At 47.8% G+C, this 20,655-nt stretch carries 19 protein-coding genes; 8 read left to right on the top strand and 11 right to left on the bottom strand.

Going from position 1 to position 20,655, the window contains the following annotated elements:
• Positions 1-177: 177 nt before the first annotated feature.
• From BM184_RS10945 to ade, 3 genes are read right to left on the bottom strand one after another with little or no spacing between them, the layout of a single operon-like run.
• A complete protein-coding gene (locus BM184_RS10945) occupies positions 178-810 on the bottom strand; it encodes a DUF47 domain-containing protein (RefSeq protein ID WP_086941953.1) in 633 nt (210 codons plus the stop codon).
• A 12-nt stretch (positions 811-822) separates the two neighbouring features.
• Positions 823-1,872, bottom strand: a complete 1,050-nt coding sequence (locus tag BM184_RS10950) for an inorganic phosphate transporter (protein WP_086941952.1) — start codon at positions 1,870-1,872, stop codon at positions 823-825.
• A 42-nt stretch (positions 1,873-1,914) separates the two neighbouring features.
• Positions 1,915-3,639 carry an adenine deaminase gene (ade, locus tag BM184_RS10955; RefSeq protein ID WP_086941951.1) on the bottom strand — a complete coding sequence of 575 codons (1,725 nt, stop codon included), beginning with the start codon at positions 3,637-3,639 and terminating at the stop codon, positions 1,915-1,917.
• A 345-nt stretch (positions 3,640-3,984) separates the two neighbouring features.
• Between ade and BM184_RS10960 the strand changes: the two genes are divergently transcribed.
• The 3 genes from BM184_RS10960 to BM184_RS10970 all read left to right on the top strand — a co-directional run bounded on the left by BM184_RS10960 (position 3,985) and on the right by BM184_RS10970 (position 6,473).
• Entirely contained in the window at positions 3,985-4,830 is an 846-nt protein-coding gene (locus BM184_RS10960) for a transporter substrate-binding domain-containing protein (protein WP_086941950.1), read from the top strand.
• A gap of 232 nt (positions 4,831-5,062) precedes the next feature.
• On the top strand, positions 5,063-5,731 hold the full coding sequence (locus BM184_RS10965; RefSeq protein ID WP_068562290.1) for an amino acid ABC transporter permease: 669 nt from the start codon (positions 5,063-5,065) through the stop codon (positions 5,729-5,731).
• A 4-nt stretch (positions 5,732-5,735) separates the two neighbouring features.
• Positions 5,736-6,473 carry an amino acid ABC transporter ATP-binding protein gene (locus tag BM184_RS10970; RefSeq protein WP_086941949.1) on the top strand — a complete coding sequence of 246 codons (738 nt, stop codon included), beginning with the start codon at positions 5,736-5,738 and terminating at the stop codon, positions 6,471-6,473.
• 82 nt (positions 6,474-6,555) lie between these two features.
• On the opposite strand, the gene BM184_RS10975 is transcribed toward BM184_RS10970, so the two are convergent.
• The 5 genes from BM184_RS10975 to BM184_RS10995 all read right to left on the bottom strand — a co-directional run bounded on the left by BM184_RS10975 (position 6,556) and on the right by BM184_RS10995 (position 12,130).
• Positions 6,556-6,825: a nucleotide modification associated domain-containing protein gene (locus tag BM184_RS10975; protein WP_086628910.1), complete on the bottom strand. Its 270-nt coding sequence runs from the start codon at positions 6,823-6,825 to the stop codon at positions 6,556-6,558.
• 28 nt (positions 6,826-6,853) lie between these two features.
• Positions 6,854-7,777, bottom strand: a complete 924-nt coding sequence (locus tag BM184_RS10980; RefSeq protein ID WP_218151028.1) for a cation diffusion facilitator family transporter — start codon at positions 7,775-7,777, stop codon at positions 6,854-6,856.
• Between the two features lie 183 nt (positions 7,778-7,960).
• Positions 7,961-10,714 (bottom strand): YfhO family protein, encoded by a 2,754-nt coding sequence (locus tag BM184_RS10985; protein WP_086941948.1) that lies wholly within the window; start codon positions 10,712-10,714, stop codon positions 7,961-7,963.
• Between the two features lie 6 nt (positions 10,715-10,720).
• Complete coding sequence (locus BM184_RS10990; RefSeq protein WP_086941947.1) at positions 10,721-11,137, bottom strand: GtrA family protein; 417 nt, start codon at positions 11,135-11,137, stop codon at positions 10,721-10,723.
• Positions 11,138-11,143: 6 nt separating this feature from the next.
• On the bottom strand, positions 11,144-12,130 hold the full coding sequence (locus BM184_RS10995; protein WP_086941946.1) for a glycosyltransferase family 2 protein: 987 nt from the start codon (positions 12,128-12,130) through the stop codon (positions 11,144-11,146).
• A gap of 390 nt (positions 12,131-12,520) precedes the next feature.
• On the opposite strand from BM184_RS10995, the gene BM184_RS11000 reads away from it, so the two are divergent.
• Positions 12,521-13,471 carry a hypothetical protein gene (locus BM184_RS11000; protein ID WP_086941945.1) on the top strand — a complete coding sequence of 317 codons (951 nt, stop codon included), beginning with the start codon at positions 12,521-12,523 and terminating at the stop codon, positions 13,469-13,471.
• A gap of 50 nt (positions 13,472-13,521) precedes the next feature.
• Complete coding sequence (locus tag BM184_RS11005) at positions 13,522-14,370, top strand: endonuclease/exonuclease/phosphatase family protein (protein WP_086941944.1); 849 nt, start codon at positions 13,522-13,524, stop codon at positions 14,368-14,370.
• On the opposite strand, the gene BM184_RS11010 is transcribed toward BM184_RS11005, so the two are convergent.
• Positions 14,324-15,682 (bottom strand): sensor histidine kinase, encoded by a 1,359-nt coding sequence (locus BM184_RS11010; RefSeq protein WP_086941943.1) that lies wholly within the window; start codon positions 15,680-15,682, stop codon positions 14,324-14,326. The genes BM184_RS11005 and BM184_RS11010 overlap by 47 nt on opposite strands.
• Positions 15,679-16,365 (bottom strand): response regulator transcription factor, encoded by a 687-nt coding sequence (locus BM184_RS11015; RefSeq protein ID WP_086941942.1) that lies wholly within the window; start codon positions 16,363-16,365, stop codon positions 15,679-15,681. Before BM184_RS11015 ends, BM184_RS11010 begins: the two co-directional genes overlap by 4 nt.
• Positions 16,366-16,514: 149 nt before the next feature.
• Here BM184_RS11015 and BM184_RS11020 point away from each other — a divergent pair, with 149 nt between their 5' ends.
• Together BM184_RS11020 and BM184_RS15575 are read left to right on the top strand one after the other, a co-directional pair.
• The gene (locus BM184_RS11020; protein ID WP_177208631.1) at positions 16,515-17,846 is read left to right on the top strand and encodes a ferredoxin reductase family protein; all 1,332 of its coding nucleotides are present in this window, start codon (positions 16,515-16,517) and stop codon (positions 17,844-17,846) included.
• 241 nt (positions 17,847-18,087) lie between these two features.
• Positions 18,088-18,303, top strand: a complete 216-nt coding sequence (locus BM184_RS15575) for a cytochrome b5 domain-containing protein (protein WP_245830615.1) — start codon at positions 18,088-18,090, stop codon at positions 18,301-18,303.
• A 127-nt stretch (positions 18,304-18,430) separates the two neighbouring features.
• Here BM184_RS15575 and BM184_RS11030 read toward each other — a convergent pair whose 3' ends face one another.
• Complete coding sequence (locus BM184_RS11030; protein ID WP_086941940.1) at positions 18,431-18,925, bottom strand: DUF6803 family protein; 495 nt, start codon at positions 18,923-18,925, stop codon at positions 18,431-18,433.
• Positions 18,926-19,131: 206 nt separating this feature from the next.
• On the opposite strand from BM184_RS11030, the gene BM184_RS11035 reads away from it, so the two are divergent.
• Positions 19,132-20,451 (top strand): IS1380 family transposase, encoded by a 1,320-nt coding sequence (locus tag BM184_RS11035; RefSeq protein ID WP_093365099.1) that lies wholly within the window; start codon positions 19,132-19,134, stop codon positions 20,449-20,451.
• Positions 20,452-20,655: the final 204 nt, after the last annotated feature.

Genomic DNA, 20,655 nt, shown 5'->3' on the forward strand with positions numbered 1-20,655 from the left:
TATTTATGTATGGGACTTGATTTTACGCTCAGAAATAATCCGTTAAAACAGTTATGGCGGGCATTCACGCTACTGACTCACTCTACTTGTCCGATTCTTCCACATTATCGGACAACCAGCAAGACTAACTCACTACACTTGTCCGATTTCTCCGCTTTATCGGACAACCACCACAGATCAAGCGTACTTCAACGCAATCTCTTCCACGAATTTGGTCACGTCCTTGAAGGCGTCGCAACAATCCTCCAGGGATTTATAGATTTTGCTTAGGATGACGGTGCTGACCGCATCCACATCGTTCTGATAGAGATCGCGCATGGATTGGATATACAGCAGATCGCCTTCTTTTTCACAGGCATTGATCAGGTCGATGACTGCATGGATCTCTTTTTGCGATTTCTTATAGGTTTTTAATAGCCTCACCGCCGTAAGCAGTTCTTCTGCTGATTTTTCGACCAGATCGAGGAATTGATTGATTTCCGGGGTGATGTTCTGCGGTTGATAGATCTCAATATGGATCATGACATCCTCTATCATGTCGATGGCATGGTCCAGACTGGTTACCAGCGCAATCACATCCTGCCTGTCGAAAGGCGGCAACAGATCGTTGTACATATAGCGCATCAGCCTGTATTTCGCGAGGTCGGCATTGTGTTCAATTTCATGCATCTCGTCCAATTTTTGGCTGAGATCAGCGACCGGATAATCCTCCAGCACCAGCTTCAGGAATTCCGCCGATTGGACACCCCATTCGGCAAGCTTGATGAACTCATCGAAATAATCCAACTTTTCCGTCTTCTTTTTGAACATAACCGGCTCCCCCTAGAATATCCGAATGAACAGCTTTGCCATCAGATAACCGACAAGACCGCAACCTGGAAACGTCAACACCCACGTATAAACCATTTCCTTGACCGTCAGCCAGTTTACGCTCGACAGATGCCTACCCGCGCCCACTCCCATGATAGCCGTTGTCTTCGTGTGGGTCGTGCTCACCGGCAGCCCCAAGAGCGATGCCGTCAAGAGGCTCAAGGCCCCGGCAAAATCAGCACTGAAGCCTTGATAAGTCTCCAATCTCACCATGTTGACCCCGACAGTCTTGATGATCTTCCCGCCGCCGATCGCTGTTCCCAAAGCCATGACCGCGGAACACAGCAGCATCAACCAGACCGGGATCGCGAAATCGGTCGCGGCATTTCCTTGCGACAAAGCGATGCCCAACAGGAAAATCCCGATGAACTTCTGGCCGTCCTGGGCCCCATGCATGAAGGCCATCGCCGCCGCACCGGCGATCTGGCTGTTGCGGAAGAAGGTTGTCGTGCTTTGCCGCTCAATGTCCTTGAACAACGCGCCGACCAGTTTCACGACAAGGAATCCCAGAGACAACCCAAGAACGGTGGAAAGCACCAAGCCGTACAGCACCTTGATCCATTCCGCCCCATTGATGCCGCTGATTCCGCCCTGCAACGCGATTGCAGCCCCCGAAACCCCAGCGATCAAGGCATGGCTCTCGCTTGTCGGAATGCCAAAATACCAGGCGGCAGTGGCCCATACCACAATCGCGAAGAGAGCCGCACACAGCGCCACAACCGCGTCATCCGTATTCCCGCCAAAATCAACCATCTTCGCCATCGTCTGGGCAACTTTCGCATTGATCGCCGTCATCGCAAAAACGCCTAAAAAATTGAACGCAGCCGCCATCAAGATGGCGTTCCGCGGAGTCATGCTCCTGGTCGAGACGCAGGTGGCGATGGCATTCGGCGCATCCGTCCACCCGTTCACCAAAACCACTCCCAGCGTCAAGGCCACCGTCACCGCAATAGCCGGGCTCGTCAGCAGCAACTGAATGAATTCACCGAATGAAATCGCCATAAAGAACCACCGCCTTTCCGGATCACAGTGAAATGAATGGTTTTACATCGGAATCCCGACTTCGATATGCTGGAAGGAATCCACATCAAACAAACCTTTATCCGTCAGTTTCAGACGCGGAATGACCGGCAAGCACAGGAACGAAAGGATCATGAAAATGTTCTGCGATTCCTCCGCCAACGTAGCCAACTGCTCGTGCAACTGATGCAATTCCTTGATTACTTCTTCGTAAGGCTTTTCCGACATGATGCCACCGACCCTCAGCGGGACTGACGCCAGCACCTTGCCGCCATCCACGATTACGAGTCCGCCTTGCATGCGTTCCGCCTCTTCGATCGCCAGCAGCATATCTTCATCGTTGGTCCCGGCCACGACCAGATTATGCGAATCATGGGCTACGGTCGAGGCGATGGCACCCCGTTTCAGACCGAGTCCGCTGACGATGCCAGCCCCGATGCTGCCGGTTTGGTGATGGCGCTCGCACACCACCATCTTCACTTGATCGTTTTCTGGATCCGCAACAAAGAATCCATCTTCCGTCCTCACATCCGCTGCGATTTTCTCGGTAATGATCCGGCCCGGCACAACGCCGATGACCCAAGCCTTTTGCCCATTTTGAAGCGGGATCTGCAAGTCGTCTTTTGTCACTTTCTTCAAATGAAGCGAGGATCGGACAGCCTCCGGGACAGTTGCGCGGACGTTTCTTAAAGCCCGCAGGTCCAGCAAACGTCCGTCTTTGATGATCGTTTCCGGGCGCAGTGTCTCCAGGCTGTCCGTGATCAGGATATCCGCCAGATATCCAGGTGCGATGGCGCCTTTGTCCTCGATTCCGTGGCATATCGCATTATTGAGCGTAGCCATCTGGATGGCGATGAGCGGGTCCACCCCTTGTTGAATCGCCAACTGCGCGGCATAATTGACGGTTCCTTCTTCGGCCAATTCGTCCAAATGCTTATCGTCCGTACAAAATGAAAAACGACGGCTGTTCCTTTCGTTGATGGCCGGCAACAGCGCCAGCAGATCTTTCGCGGCCGAGCCTTCGCGCACCAACACATGGATGCCCCGTCGTACCCGCGCAATCGCTTCTTCCGCAGTCACCGCTTCGTGGTCGTTGCGGATCCCGGCTGTGCTGTAGACATTCAGCGCAGTATCCGGCAAACCGGCAGCATGGCCATCGACCATCATTCCCGCTTCGATCGTCATGCGGATTTTCTCAAGCATATCCGGATTTGCATTCAATACGGATGGATAATCCATCACTTCCGCCAAGCCGATGACGGTCGGATGGGTCAAATAAGGCCGGAGATCATCCGCAGTCAGCGTCGCGCCGTTCTGCTCAAAGGGTGTTGCCGGCACACACGAAGGCAGCTTCATCAGGATGTCCATGTCGGCATTAGCGGCGTCCTCCAACATAAATTCAATCCCGATTGTGCCTGCGACGTTTGCGATTTCATGCGGATCGGTCACAACGGTCGTCACGCCGTGTTTGATGAGGGCACGCGAAAATTCCGATGGCGTGACCATCGTCGATTCGATATGGATGTGCCCGTCGATAAAGCCCGGCATGACATATTTCCCTGAAGCATCCACCACTTGCTTTCCGTTTGGGTAGGTACCGATGCCGACGATGTGCCCATCTTTGATCGCAACGTCCGCTTCAAAGGTCTCCAGCGAAAACACATCCACCACTGTTCCGTTCTGGATGATCAGGTCCGCTTCCTCCGGTTGCTGTGCTGCCTGGATCAATCTTTTCAATGCATCTGTCATACAAATTCCCCCTGGTTCCATTCGCTCTCTTGGTCAGCGAATCTCTTGTCGTTTCCTATATTATACACGATTCGCGCGGGGACCGATAAGCTTCTTAATCGTCGCGCAATTTGCATTATTCATAAACTCTAGGTGATCGTTTTTACCTATCAACCTTGTTCGATTATAACTGTTTGCTTCTTACCTGCACTGGTGATAAGATTTCCTCATGCCTTCGAGCGACAAAAAGTAAGAAAGTGTCGGTTTGCAGGCTTTCATCACCAGCATCAACCGCGTGGGGGAGTTTTTTTCCGGTCGAAGGACCGACAACATATCAAAAAAAAACAAAAACAGGAGTGAATATAAATGAAGAAACTATTATCAAAAATCTTATTCGTGGGTACAGCAGGTTTGGTTTTGGCGGCTTGCGGCGCAACAACAACTGATTCAAGTTCGGACAGTGCCTCTACAGCATCCAGCACCGCCACAACAGGAAACGTCTTAAAAACGATCGAAGAAAACAAACAATTGCGCATCGGGGTCGAAGGCACTTACCCTCCATTCAGCTACCATGACACAGAAACAGGCGACTTGGTCGGTTTCGAAGTGGAAATCGCAGAAGTCATCGCTGAAGATTTGGGCGTGGAAGCTGTCTTCGTCGAAACAAAATGGGATTCCCTGATTGCCGGATTGGACGTCAATAAATACGATATCGTCATCAACAACGTTGGCGTTACCGAAGAACGACAAGAAGCTTATGACTTCACCGATGCTTATTTCGAGTCCTACGGCCAACTGGCTGTCAGCGCAGACTCTGACATCCAAACTTTGGAAGACTACAGCGGCAAAAAATCAGCACAATCCACTACAAGTAATTATGCACAGAACGCACGCGATCTTGGCGCTGAAATCGTCCCTGTCGACGGCTTCAACCAAGCAGTCGAATTGATCACTTCAGGCCGCGCAGACGGCACAATCAATGACTACATCACTTTCTTGACTTACTTTGAGGAATATCCAGATTCAACTTTGAGACTAATCGACGAAAAACTGCCTACAAATGACGAAGTCGGCATCATCCTGCAAAAAGAAAACACAGAATTCCAGACTAAACTGAACGAAATCATCGCAGCCCGCACAGAAGACGGCACTTTCAAAGCAATCTTCGAAAAATACCTAGGTGAAGACATCAGCGTCGGCGCCAACAACTAAGAAAAGCTGAACGGGCTCGTTCCGTCTCACATTTACGAAATCGTACCGATTGCGCAGCGTAGAGCTCAATCGGTACGATTTATCTGATTTATCGATGGTTAACCCTTGAAGCTAACCATCATCGTTGGATGCATGGTACAATTTGGTATCTCGTGAACCACTTGCGGTGATGCTCTTTTGGACGTTGAATATTTTTTTAATTTTTAATATAAAAAGGAACGGTGAGTAAATTTTGCAGCATACATTATCCATAATCGAAAACGCCCTATGGCCAATTCTGGAAGCAGGATTTACCGTCACCATCCCCTTGGCGCTGATTTCCTTTGCCTTGTCCCTTGTACTGGCGGTCCTTACTGCAGTCATGCGGATTTCGAAAAGCAAGATATTAAAGGCGCTGGCTTGGTTCTACGTTTGGGTATTCCGCGGCACCCCGCTTTTGATCCAGTTGTTCATCGTCTTCTTCGGTTTGCCGAAGCTGAACATCACCTTGGATGCTTGGACCGCGGCTATTCTGACTTTTGCACTGAACAGCGGCGCCTATTCGGCCGAATCCATCCGCGGCGCGATCCTGTCCATCCCGAGAGGGCAATGGGAAGCGGCCGACTCCTTGGGCATGACGCACGGACAGGTCCTGAAAAGGATCATCTTCCCGCAGACCATCCGGATTGCCTTGCCGGCTGTCATGAATGACTTCATCTCTTTGGTGAAATCGACCTCGCTGGCATCCAGCATCACAATCATCGAAATGACGATGGTCGGGCAGCAGTTCGCTTCCGTTACCTATGAACCGCTGATTCTGTATATGGAAGTGGCTGTGATCTATCTACTTATCAGTACAGTATTGACTTGGATCCAAGGCAAATTGGAAATCAGAACTTCCAAATATCTGAAAAAGGCGTGACGACATGATCGAAATCAAAAATATCCAAAAATCCTACGGTGACTTCCATGCCCTCAAGGACATCTCGTTGACTTTCAAAACCGGTGAAACGACCGTCATCGTCGGCCCATCCGGTTCGGGCAAGTCCACCCTGCTCCGCACCTTGAACCTGTTGGAAGTGCCCGAAAGCGGCATCTTGAAGAACGGCAATCTCGAGGTCGATTTCAGCTCCAAAATATCGAAAGAAACGATGATGGCAATCCGCAAAGAAACGGCGATGGTGTTCCAGAGCTTCAACCTCTTCCCGCATCTGTCGGTATTGGAAAATGTCATCGAAGGCCCGATCACGGTTCTGAAACTTTCGAAAACAGAAGCGACGGCCAGAGCCAAAAACCTGCTGAACAAAGTGGGATTGGCCGACAAACTGGACCATTACCCGGACCAACTATCGGGCGGCCAACAGCAACGCGTGGCCATCGCGCGCGCCTTGGCAATGGAACCGGATTTCGTCCTTTTTGATGAACCCACCTCCGCCCTCGATCCCGAGTTGGAAGCGGAAGTGCTGCGCGTTTTGAAGGAACTCGCCTCCGAGAAGCTGTCCATGATCATCGTGACGCACAACCTTGACTTCGCAAGGGAAGCAGCGGACCGCATGCTGTTCCTGGAGGACGGCAAAGTCGGCTTCGACGGTCCGACCAAGGACTTCTTCGAAAGCACTACCGATCCAAGGATCGCCCGCTTCATCAACAGCATAACGATTTAAAAAGATAGACGAGACCAAAGCATCCAAGCTTTGGTCTCGTCTATCTTTTTTGTTGAGGTAATTGATACTATTGTGCTCAGTATTATGCTTTGTTCTCGATTTCGATGATGGTCATGATTGCGTAATTCGCCAAATCCATCAGCGTGTCTGTGATACTCTCGTCTTTCACTTCGGCCTCTTGCTTAATCAGTTGTTTGAAACGGTGCAGTTTATCATCCAATCGGACGGCCGGCATTATCAGCCCGTACTCCTGGAAGCTGTCGCCAAAACTATCCCCGTAGTCTTTATTTTTTGCCGCATACAGCTGATTCAGCCTTTCGCATATTTCCCTGTGCTGCTCGACTTTCGTCATATCCCCCACCGCTTTCCTTTGTTCTTGTTTATTCTTTATCGAGTACCCTGCCCACATCCTCGCAACAATTATATTCGAACTGAATCGTCAAGTGGGTCACACCGAAGCGCCCTTTCAATACCTGTTCCAACTTCTCATAGACCTCGGATAGTTCACTGACCAAAATGTCATTTTGCAGATTTACATGGGCTTCGAAAAAGAGCGTATACTCATCCAACGCCCAAATGTGGACGTGATGGATGTTTTTTATCGCATCCATCTTTTCGAGTTCCTCAGCGATTTCATCGATGTCCACCGTTTTCGGTGTTCCCTGCATCAGGATGTTCGCCGACTCTTTCAATATTTCATAGCTTTCCTTGAGGATATACAAACCAATCAGCACCGTCAACAAAGGATCAATCCAGTAGGCATCGAAGTAATAGATGACAACTCCGCCGACCATTACCCCGACCGAGGACAAGGCATCGCTCAGAAAATGCAGGTACACCGCCCGCATATTCAAGTCATCTCCTGAACTCTTATGCAGCAGGTATACAGCCATTGCATTGAGGACGATCCCGATTGCGGCGATCACGATGACCAACAGTGCGTTTATTTTTTCAGGCTGAATGAATTTAAAATAAGCTTCCCTGAAAAGGAAAAGGGACATGATGATCAGTAGGGTGGCATTGGTGACCGCGGCTATGATGGTGGCCCGTCTGTAGCCGAAGGTGTTTTTCTTATCGTGTTCTTTTGCTGCCATCTTGACGGCAAACCAACTGATGACGATGGACAATACGTCGTTAAGATTGTGGAGTGCATCGGAAAGCAGCGATAAGCTGCCGGAAAACCAGCCGCCCAAAACTTCGGCAATTGTCAGCACAATCTTCAGGACCATGGTCAGGAGCAAATTTTTTCCTTTTACGCCACCCATACCGTCCGGATGGCTGTGTGCATGGGTATGTTCTGTCATCACTCAAACCTCCTATTTTGGGCAGCCTTGTGCACGTGCAAACCAGTTTCTTCCCCCTAATCATACTCCATATTCCATAGAATAGAAAAATACATGACCCTTTTTCCTGGAAAAAAAGGGCAAAAAAGGGACTCCCGGATTAGGAATCCCCCTTGCTTTTTAGGCGATACACTTTCCCCTCGCTTACTGGGGCAAAGATGCTTGTCTTTTTTTGTTCCAAAAGCGCTGATTGCAGAACAGCAGTAGCACGCCTGAAATGGACAGTATGCCACCCGTTCTCAGGAGCGGCGTTTGGTAAGTCAGCGTAATTTCCGATTCCCCCGCAGGCAGCGGAATGCCGATGAATCCGTAGTTCACCTTCACGGTTCCTACCTCTTTGCCATTGACTTGCGCTTTCCATCCGGAAGTATAAGGGATTGAGGTCGTGAGCACGCTCGGTTTAGCCTGCGTAATCGTTCCGCTTATTTTTTCATCCGTAAAGGTCTCGATAGCCATGGCATTCGCTTGTTTTTCTGATACGCGTGCGGCGTACTGTCCATCAAGCGGATACGCATAAATTTTGATGTCGTCTACTTTGTATGTGCCGGCAGCATTCAACTGCAGGCTGAGGGGAGCCGAGTCCGTTGTATCCCCTTTGCTTTCCATGTTGAACAGCATATCCTCACGGTGGAAATAGGAACTGAAGCTCAAAAGATCGCCTTGTTCGACCGCCTTGGTCCGATCGTCAATGGACACCCGCGCGCCGTAGCCGATTGACGTCCAGCCGTATTCGGCTTGATGTTTCGGGTCGAAATGCAAGCCTTTCAGATGGACATACACCTCTGCATTTGCCAATTCTTGCGGATCGTTCGGCCGCAACTCGATTGTGCCTTCTCCATCTTTGACCGTGATCGTCCCTCCGGAAACTTGCACTTTTTCCGGATCGGACGAAGCCAATGAAAAAGCCACAGACTTGACGGCCAGTTCCCCTGCAAACGGCGTTAGTGCCGCTGTATCCGTTTCTGACGGTTCCAGCACAATTCCATAGGACAGGAAGGCTTCTTTTTCCACCGGATTGTATTTTTCGAATTCTTCCGTTGAAAGATAGACCGATTCCGCATAGGCAAATGGATAGGCCTGCTCACTCTGTGCAACAACAAATGCCCCTTTTTCCTCACCGGTCCGTTGAACCACTTCATAGCCGGCAGGCAGGTACTTGGCATGCCCGGCTTCCGTCAAAATATACTTTACACCCAGCAGGTTATTGGCGATCCGGCGATCATCGAAGCCGCCCCGGACCGGTTGGATCAATTGAAATTGGTTATTTTCCAGTTGCTTCGCGAAATCGGCCACCGCTCCGTTGGTGACGGAAAGATAGGAATTCATCCCCATCCGATTCAACAAAGCCATCTGATTTTTGACGTCAGTATCTTTGGAGGTCACGCCTATCCGATAGATTCCCGGATCTTTGATCAGCTGCTCAGCGCCGCCAAAGGTCTCATTATACGTTTCATCGACTGTGCCATAATCCAAAAGAGCCGCAACCTCATTTTGGCCATTTGGCTGGTAGAAATCCCGCGCATTGAAGACCAAATTTGCCATTGCCAATATCAACAATGCCACTGAAAGGGTTGTTTTAGCATTGCTGTTTAAGCGGCCGGATTGGTTTAGCCAGTATGCCCAGACCAGCAAGGCCCACACCAACCAAGCGAAGGCAACCGGGATGGGATAGGCTAGCCGAAACGGAGTCACATCTCCGGCATCGGCAATCATTAGCGGAACCGAACTGAACGCAACCGCCGAAAGCCCCATCGCCCTCAGTTCAGAACGTGTCAAGTTAAAGCGTTCATTGAATAGTATCGCCGATCCAGCTGAAATAAAGAGCGGGATGGCGAAAGTCCAGCGGTTATACGGTCCTGAAAAGCCGTTCATGATGGAACCAAAAGCCGGCAGCAGTAGGATGACGGCGTACACTGCCAGGTTCGCCGTGATGTGGCCGAATTTCTTGCGCCACAGAAACAGCAACGGGGCCACCAGCACCGTACAAGCGGAGAATCCAAAGACCGTCCACAAGAACCGTTCTGTGATCAAGAGGTTTTTAAACAAGCCAAAATAATATTCGATGGGATAAAAACTCAGCCCGGCAGCGAATTCCCCCGGTTGCCGGGAAGACTGCAAAAAACCCCAGACAACCGGAGCCAAAAGGATCCCTGCCATCAGCACCCCGATCAGATAGGAATAAAGGGCCCGCCAAACATACCCGACGATACGGCTCCATTCCTTGATGCCATAAAGATTGAAATAGCGGGTAATCGCAAAAATAAAGACCAACACCGTCAACATGTAAAAGAAATAAAAATTGCTGAAGGCACTGAAAAAAACGGCCAAAATGAAGGCGATGTTGGATTCACCCTGCAAAATCCGCTCCATCCCCAGACACAGCAAAGGAAAAATGATCATCGGCAGGAGAAAGAAAGGATGTCTGACCACGTTCAAAACCACGTAAAAAGTGAAGGTGTAGAGGATGCTTCCAAACAAGGCTCCCGGGGTTTTTATCTTCATCTGCCTGCAGAAAGCCAAGAAAGCCAAGCCTACCACATACACGCGCACCAGGATCAACACATGATAAGCCAATTCCGTCATGCCTTCCGGAAACAGCAAGCCGAGATAGACGAACGGATCCCCGATGACATAATAACCGTAAGAGGCAATGACATCCGCCCCCAAGCCGATGTGCCAGTCCCAAAAAGGGAAGCCTTCCGTTGGATGGCTCAAGAACCCCCGCCACATGCTCAAGTAATCCTTAAAAACAAGATAATGCTGCGAGAAACCGTCGCCTTCCCAAATGAATGACTTCTGTTCCTTCATAAAGTACCCGTAGATGAGGGCCGTCATCACTAAAAATAAACCAGTATAGTATACAGCTGTTTTTTTTGACGCATTGTTCTCTTCAAACATGCCTGCTCATCCCCTCTGCTTAAAAATGAACCATTTGCTGAAGGCATAGTTCAATACGACGACAATGAATTGTGTCGCTATCTTTGCCACATTGGCATCAAAATGGATACCATCAACCAAAATCCACATGCTGAGCATGTCGAAACCGGCCGAAAGCAGGCGGAAAGTGCAAAATCGCATGAATTCAAGGAAGCTTTCCTTGAAAGTGGAGGTCTTCGTCTTAAAAACATATTTTTTATTCGTGAAAAAAGCAAAGACGATGGAAACGACGATGGAAATCGCATTTGCGATCAAATAATTCATGTCCAGCATCGTATCGCAGAGGAAGAACACAGCAATATTGACGGCTGTCGTAAGTCCGCCAAAAATCAAATAGCTGATGACTTCTTCAAATTTTCCATATAAATTTTTCAACTTCTCCATGCCGCCTTAATCCCCTCTTCCATTCCGGATTTCCGAACTTTGCCCAGGCTCGTTCCCCACGTGGCCCGACTCGGAATATTCCTGAATGAAATACAGCGGGCGTTCTTTGGTTTCGATAAAGACCCGTCCCAGATATTCCCCGATGATCCCCAACGAAATAAGCTGGATGCCTCCCAGAAAAAAGATTCCGGCAAACAAAGAAGGATACCCGGCTACATTTGAGCCAAAAATCAAAGTCTTTATCACTTCGATCGCCAAAACGATAAATCCAAAAAGAGAGATGATGATGCCGACGATCGACCAAACTTTTAAAGGCACTGTGCTGTAGGAAGTGATGCCGTCGATTGCAAGCTTCATCAAACCGGAAAACTTCCATTTGGTTTCACCGGCAACCCTTGGCTGGGCCACATACGCTATTTCTTTCTTCTTGAAGCCGATCCAGCTGTACAGCCCTTTCGTATAACGTTCCCGTTCCCTCAGTTGCTTTAGGGCATCGATGCATTTTTTGTCCAACAGACGGTAATCGCCCACCTGAGGATAGACATCCTGTTGGGATACTTTTTGAAGCAAATGGTAATACTTCCTGGAAGTCCATTTCTTCAGCCAACTCTCGCCTTCTCTTTCCTTCCTTACGGCGTAGACATCATCATAGCCTTCTTCCCACCAATGAATCATCTCTCCAAAAAGTTCCGGAGGCTGTTGCAGATCGGCATCGATGATGATGACCGCATCGCCTTTGGTATAGTCAAGGCCGGCAATCATGGCCGCCTCTTTACCGAAATTACGCGACAGATCCACATATTGGACCCTGTCGTCTTCCCCTTTCAGCTGTTTAACGAGCTGGAGAGTCCGATCCTGGCTGCCGTCATTGACAAACAGGAACTCGAAGGTGTGCCGTTCCAGGTCGGCGCAGACCTCATTCAATCTTTCGTACATTTTCTCAATAACGGCTTCCTCATTATAGGCAGGAACCAATATCGTAATTTTCCCCATTATTTTTCTCATCCATTCCTTATTTCATCAAATTTAAATCTAATTATACTACAAACAGTCAAACCTCATATCGAAAATTCAGCATATTCCAACTGGAATCGTTTGCTTGTTTGCAATGATTTTGCCGCCATATCCGACACCTATCCTTTTTTTCAGGTAATGTTATGCTGTCGTGATCACAATGTCGGTTTTCGGAAACCAACAGCGCCTTCCAAAACCGATACTACCGTGTTGATTAACAAAAAGAAATATGCAAGAATATTGAGAGAGAGAGCCGCAAACGATAAGAAACCAACGTTGGTCACATGAGTTTCAGATGGCTACCCGTCTGAGTGCAGGAGGAAATCACATGAAAAAAAATTTTTTTTAATTCTTTTAGCCATCAGCATAATGTTCGGCGTCAGCGTTCTTCCCAAACAGGCTGCCGGTTCGTCACGGTTCCTGTCTGTTCCGACTCCTTATGATGACGGCACAAATTGGAAAGGCAAAACCCATCAGGCGACCCACCCATCCATTGTCCAATTCGACGAGAAATGGCACGATTATAAATATTGGATGGCATTTACGCCTTATCCCTATGAAAATGATCAGACCGAGAACCCTTGCATCGTCGCCAGCAATGATGGGATTAATTGGGAAGTGCCAGCCGGCGTCAGCAACCCTTTGGTGCCGACACCCAAAAAAGGGCTGCATTCTTACAACTCAGATGTGCACTTGTTCTATAACCGCTCCACATCAAGGCTGGAACTGTGGTACCGCGAGTTTGTAAAAATTACCAAAGCTACTTCCCGGGAGACGCTCTATCGCATCACCTCTTCGGATGGCAAAGACTGGACCGATCCGGAAGCTATGACCGCAGCATCGGGCGACAAACTGCAATTGATTTCCCCTTCCGTCATTTTTGAGGACGGACGTTATAAGATGTGGATCATGCGCGACTGGTATGTCCTTTACAGCGAGAGTCCGGACGGCAAGAACTGGGGCCCTTTCAGCGCTATCACCGCAGATGGCAAGGCCGTTCATTCCTGGCATCCAGACGTCATGAAAGTCGATGGCGTTTACTATCTGTTGAACCTCAATCGGAAAAACCGTGCGGATGTAGGCGGAGAACTCAGCTACAGCACATCCGCTGATGGCATCCACTTCACTGCAGAAAAGCATCTGTTGTCCAACACCGGTGAAAAAACGGATCCTGATGGGTACAGAATCTATCGTTCCAGCATGATCCTCGAACCGGACGGCGTTCGATTGTATTATGGCCAGACTTCATTCAACAATCAATGGACGATCGGCAGCGCCGCCGGACGCAGCTTGGATGAATTGGCAGAACGGAAGAAATGATGCTTCCATAATTTTTCCTTATCATACCGTATTGGGAGTGAACTGTTCCAATGAAATTATTGACCTTGAACGCGCACAGTTGGATGGAACCCAACTCTAAACAAAAAATGGCCTGCCTTGCCCAGCATATAGCCGCTGAACAATATGACGTGATTGCCTTCCAAGAAATCAACCAATCCCGTTTTGCCCCGAAAGCCCCTGTGAAGGATGATCCTTACTATTTTCCTGCAAAGGAAAGGCCAAACATCCACAAAAACAACTTCGCATACGTACTGCAGCAAACTCTTTTAAAAATGGGGACCGCCTATTATTGGGCCTGGTTCCCTTGCCATATGGGCTATCGGCTGTATGATGAAGGTGTGGCAATCTTCTCGCGCCATCCCATCCAAGAGCTACATGGGTTCGTGATTTCATCCAAAAAGCCCTATTTTTCGCAAAAACGTCGCGGCGTGGTGGGCATTGAAATAACAAATAAAAATGAGCGCATGCTGTTCTACTCCTGCCATTTGTCGGGATGGCAGGATAAAAAAAAGAATGTCTTCCTGCAGGAATGGTTAAGGCTGGAAAGTTCACTGGCTGCCCTTCATCCCGATCAAAAGATCGTGTTATTGGGTGACTTCAACGCTTCCGCCAATCGGCGCGGCAAGGGCTATGACTGGGTCACAAAAGTGTCCGGCTGGCACGACACCTATGCATTAGCCCCTTTTCCAAAGGGGAAATTCACTTTCCCTGCCTATCAGACAGGCTCCATCCATCAGAAGCAACAACTCCGACGGATCGACTATATTCTATGCAATTACAAGCCAACGGTTCTTTCCGCTGAAATCATCTTCGACGGAAAGGATACTCCGCTCATCTCTGACCATTGCGGCCTGAAGGTATCATTGGAAACCGGATAAAAAAAGTCGTTTCCTTTCCCACAATGCTCTGCACATCGATTTCCCCATTATGCGCATGCATAATCTCTTGGCAGATGGCCAAGCCCAAGCCCGTCCCACCGCTTTCGCGCGAACGATCGGTATCGATGCGGTAAAAGCGATCAAAGATGAGCGGCAGATGCTCCTCGGCAATGCCCTCACCGTGGTCGGTGATTGCCAGGACGACTTTTTCATTTTCTTGGTAGGTGCGGATCATGATCGGCGTCTTCGGATCGGAATGGAAAATAGCATTCTGGACAATGTTTAAAATGACTTGCTCTATTTTTTTGCGGTTCATCAGAACATTCGGTATCCCGCCTATCACCAGCTTCAGTTCCCGCCCTTCCTGGATCATCTTCAATAGGGGGAAAATGTCCTCCAGTACATCATTCAGGTTCAGTTCGGCTTTCCCCATCTGCACCTTCCGATCCAACTTTGACAATTCCAGCAGTTCGTTCACGATATATGTCAGGCGTTTCGTCTGATCAAGCATGCTCTCCAGGGAATAGCGGATCTTTTCGGGATTATCCAATTTTCCCCGCAACAGAATTTCCGAATAGCCCTGGATTGTCGTCAGCGGCGTCTTTAATTCATGCGAAGCATCGGAAACGAATTGCTGCAGTTTAAGCTGGTTCTCTTCGATGGTTTGAAAGGAATCATGCAGCCGCACTTTCAACTCATTGGTCGAAGCGACCAGTTTGGCTATATCCGCTTGCGCATCCGCGATAACTATCGGCTCATCCAAATTGTCTACGGAAACCTCAGAAACCGATGCAATGACGCTGTCCAAGGGAGCCAGCGTTTTCCTCAGCATGCGTCGATAGAACCGCCAAGCCAACAACAGAATGACGATGCTGGCAATCACATAAATGATCAACTGCGTTAGCATCAACTCCAGCGATTCGTGGATGGAATAGATGACCTCTATCGTCCCGATCATTTTCCCCTCATAATATACAGGCTCAGTGTATGTTGCAGTCTGTTTATCCTTTAAAAACAATCGGTTGATGTGAATCAGTTGCTTTTCCCCGGAATTAGCATAAAAAATGACATTCGCATCTGAAATGAGATCCTCGGCAAGCTCTGTGGCTTTTTCGGCCAACAGTTGCCCATCATCAAACAGATTCGCGGTTTGCTCCAAGTCTTGCAGATAGCTCTGCACCTCAATTTTCCTTTGATTTTCCGTATAGAAATAAATCGAGCTCGTCTGCAAAAAGCCGATGATCACAAGAAACAGCAGCAGCAACTGCATGCTGCTTTGGAACAGTTGCCTGTTCAGGTTCTTCACTTTCATGACCCTTCCACATCCAATTTATAGCCGAATCCGCGCTCGGTTTTGATGTAGCGGTGCGCTGAATCATGCAATTTTTCCCTTAAGTTGCGGATATAAACTTCCACCACATTCGAACTGCTGAAATAATCATAGCCCCACACTTGATTCATGATGGTCTCCTTTGAAACGACGATGTTCACGTTATCGAACAATAGGCACATCAGCTTGTACTCCGTGGGGGTCAGATCGAGTTTTTCATTCTCGAACGTAATCTCATGGCGGGCATTATCAACGGCAAAGGGCCCTTTGCGGATGACTGTGTTCTTTTGCGGAAAACGGCTATTCAAGCGGACCTCCATCCGCGTCAGCAACTCCAGAAAACTGAATGGTTTGGCCAGATAATCATCCGCCCCTGTTTTCAATCCCTTTACCGTGTCTTCCGCTTGGTCCTTCGCCGTCAGCATGATGACAACGACATCATATTTCTGCTTCAGCATGCGGCAGCATTCATACCCATCCATCCCCGGCATCATCACATCCAAAATAACGATATCATAGGGATCTTGATGCATTTTCGTCAGCGCCGTCAAGCCGTCCTTTGCCGTTTCCACGCTGTATCCTTCGTCTTCCAGTCCCATCGTCAAAAACTCGCGGATGCTCTGTTCGTCATCCACCACCAAAACTCGTGTTTTTTTCCCGTCCATTGCGTTCACCTCTTTGCTTTATTGTATCACGCGTCCACTAGGGGACAGAACGAAAAATAGCATCTTCAGCTAATCTTCAGCTTACCTTCATGTCATCCTAAATTTCCTTATCTATAATGAATATAAATAAGAAAACGGAGGAAATGCACATGAAAAGAAAAGCAATCCAGTATATGATTCTCGCCATTTATTTTTTGAGCCCGCTGCCCATTGCCTTTATCTCGCTAAAAGGGCTTAATTTCAGTATCGCAGCGCCTGCTTTTATCGGCATCCTCAGCTACACCTGGCTATTATCCGAACTGATAACGGCCGCGAGACCCAAATTCATCGAAAAATACTTCAGCTTGGATAAGTTCCATCGTTTCCACGGCATCATGGCCATCGTCGCTTTGGCGCTCGGCTTATTGCACAAAGAATGGGCCAGTTTTGCTTGGGGGGAGTTCGAATTTTCAACTGTCTTCGGGGATTTTGCCATCATGCTTTTCCTGCTGCTGACTGTATTGTCCGTGTTCTTCATGACCAACTGGCTAGGGAGAATCAAAATAATTAAGATAGTGAAGGATGCAGTAAGGAATTTTTTCTTCTCCAAATACAGCATCATGAAGTTCCTGCATAATTTCAATATCGTTGCTATCATCGCGCTATCTGTGCATGTCATCACCATCGCCTACTTTGTCCGGGGCGATATGACTTTGACCATGATGTACGCCCTGTATTTCATCGTTTCTTTGGGCTTCTATGTGTACCACAAGCTGATCAGGCCTATTCTATTGAAGAAAAATATTTACACCATAACCGATGTGGTGAACGAGAATGACCAGATTGTCAGTTTGACGCTGGCAGCCGAAAACGGGCGGCCCTTTGATTACAAAGCTGGACAATTCATCTATTTGCGAGTGCTGGATGGAAACTATAGCTTTGAGGAACATCCATTTTCTTTGACTTCCGCACCGGAGAATCCGCATGCCCTTTCCGTATCTATCAAGGACTCCGGAGACTATACACATATCATCCAACGCATCAAGGCAGGGACGAAAGTGACTGTCGAAGGCCCTTATGGCGGCTTATGGCAACCGTTGGAAGACATCCAAAACACGGATAAGAGCTTGGTGCTGTTCGCCGGTGGTGTCGGCGTAACACCTATGTTGGGCATCCTGGAAAGCCTGCGCCAAAAAAATGCCACTAATAAAGCGGTGCTCATCTGGAGTTTGCGCAATGAGAATGAACTTGCCTATGCAACGGAATTGGCTGCTTTCCAGAAAGAGTTGCCCAATTTCACCTTCGTTCCTTTTTATTCAACCCGGGACGGTTACTTGGATGCGGAAAAAACGGAAGCCATTTTCGAATCCGCCGCAGTCCCGTATGCCACCAGCGAATTTGTCCTTTGCGGTCCCAAAGGATTCATGCATACCATTGAATCGACGTTGGTTTCCAAAAAGGTTCCAAAACAAAAAATCCACTTCGAGTCATTTGGATTGTAAAGACTGACGAATGCCAAACAAAGGAGAAAACAAAATGCAAAAAAATAACAAAGCAAAAATGATTACCTTCTTATTAGGTGCAAGCTTAATTTTCGGGGCCTGCGGAACGACACAGGCAGCCACTGCCGACAAGGCATCCACGATTGCCACTGCCAGTTCAGCTGTTTCATCCTCGGAAGTTGCGTCGTCATCCAGCGTTACTGCTTCTTCAAGTAGCCAAGCGAATGCAAAAACCTTCACCCTGGATGAATTAGCGCAATATGACGGAAAGAACGGAAATGATGCCTATGTCGCCGTTGAAGGCATCGTCTACGATGTCACCAATGCAGCTAAATGGCAAAACGGGAGCCATTATGGGGTACAGGCGGGCACCGACTGCACCACCGCCATCAGCCGTTCGCCGCACGGCACCTCCGTTTTGGATGGACTGCCGATCGTCGGAACATTGGCGGAATAACCCAAAAAGTTTTCATTTTCAGCAGCATACCGACCAGATAATCGAATATATTTTTAAAATCCGCAATCATTAAAAATTTGATTGCGGATTTTTTGTCGTATATACTATTTTGGATACATATTTATGGCTAATTCGTCATACCCGGCATTACAGACATGCTGTCGATGATTTCAGGATTCACCATGCCGAAAATCATGGCAATGTGGGCAACTACCAGAAAGCCGCCGACCAGCATAAAGTGGATTTTCATCTTCTCTTCATCGGTTTTATTTTTGAAAATCACACCAATTTCCATTAATGCGATCGGCAAAAGGAACAGGACACCGCTCAAGTAGAAGCCCACTGCCACAACGTCGACCCACGTATGCCAACCATTGGTGGTGGTCAATGGAATCACTGCGTTAAACAAGAGGTAGAAGAATATACCCGTAAAATAGAAGCCGGCAAAGATGCCGACTATTTTGTTCAAAGTCCTCAATCCACCTGATTTTACCCTGTCAAAAATAATGAAAAATTCCGAAATCGTCAGTGTCTCCGCGCAGATCACAGGGATGGCCATAAAGATGATCAGATTCCAGGGCTGGTTTGAAGCTAATAACGACATATAATGAGTCATGCTCATTTTTGTTTCCTCCTCAAAGTAAAATAACCAAAAATTGATAGTCTTAATATACTCCTGAATTATTCATAGGTTTTCAGAAAACACCTTGAAATGTTGTTCTATCAACGTATTCTTTATTTCACTTTCACACCCAAAAGGTGTGAAAAAAGAACCCCTATCTGTTATGGTTAATGTACTACCAACAACCATAGAAAGGGGTTCTCTCAATGGCAACTTTACACGAAAACACTCTAAAATTCAATCAAAAAATGACGGTTACAAATACTGGAGGTAATCTCTCCACGGATGCTGGTCTCATTTTGGTTAAAGAATTCCTTCATTCAATCGGATTCGAACAGTTGATGGAGAAAGAGCTTCATTTTCAAGACTCCCGTCTCTCACCTACACATTCGAATGAAACCATCCTTGAACAACTGATTTTCCAATTAATTGCAGGCTATGATACCGATGCATCTGCCAACATCTTACGTCATGATCCTTTCTTCCAGCAGATGCTTGAAAAAAGTACATTGGCTTCACAACCTTCGCTTTCGCGTTTTTGGGATCGCATTAGTGAGAGTCCCGATGCGCTTTTGCAGCTACAAGCGCTCAATCAAGCGATTCTGGATAAGGTACGCATACAACGTAATGCAACAGAACTGGTTTTTGATTTGGATTCCACATATAGTGACACCTACGGCGATCAAGAAGAAACGGCCTTTAACACACATTATCAAACAACCGGTTATCATCCGCTCGTTGCCTTTGATGGTCTGACCAAGGACTTTCTGAAGGCGGAACTGCGTTCCGGAAACACATACTGCTCAACCGGGGCAGCCGATTTTTTGAATCCGCTTCTTGAACACTATAATCAGACCGTTCCAGTCAGCACCATTCTTGTCCGCGCAGATAGTGGCTTTGCAGCGCCGGAACTGTATGACCTCTGTGAAGAAAAAGAGCATCAGTACGTCATTCGGCTCAAACGGAATGCCCGCTTGCATAAGTTCGCGGAACAGTTTGTTCAAGTTGGGGATGAGACCGAATGGAGTCAGAAGGAAGAGCATTTCTACTCCATTCGCTACCAAGCCGGCACTTGGAAGCATGATCGTAGAGTTTGCATTCGTTCTGTCAGGGAAGCAAATGAACTGATTTTCCACCATGAATTCATTATCACCAATCTATCCGATGTTGTCTCGACTGAACAAGTCTACCAAACGTATTGGAAGAGAGGTACGATGGAGAATTTCATCAAGGAAGCCAAGAATGGCTTCTTCTTCGACAAGACGGACAGTTCTCATTTCTTGGAGAATGCCGTCCGCATGATGGTCAGCGTCCTTTCCTATAACATCAACAATTTTATACGCACACTAGCTTTCCCGGAAAAGGCCAAAGGCCTACAGATACAAAGTATTCGTCTTCGGTTTTTCAAGATCGCTGGGAAACTGATCCACAGCGGAAGACGCATGATGCTAAAACTCAGCACCCATCATGTCTACCAAGATGAATTTTTTCATATCCTACGGCAAATTCAATCCTTGTCTTGGTGAGGAGACCCCGCAAATTTAAAAAAAACGTTCGAACAAAGGAATTAGTATGCCCAAAAACACAATAACAATCGCATTCCGTGCTTCTTTTCGTCTCTAAGAGACGTTTTGAAAGGGAAAAAATAACAGCTCTACCAAAAATCCAATATTGCAGATGAAATAGAGTTGTTCATATCAAGATTTGGGGTGGTATGAATAATTCAGGTA

It is taken from the genome of Trichococcus pasteurii, from assembly GCF_900112935.1.
Classification (GTDB): domain Bacteria; phylum Bacillota; class Bacilli; order Lactobacillales; family Aerococcaceae; genus Trichococcus; species Trichococcus pasteurii.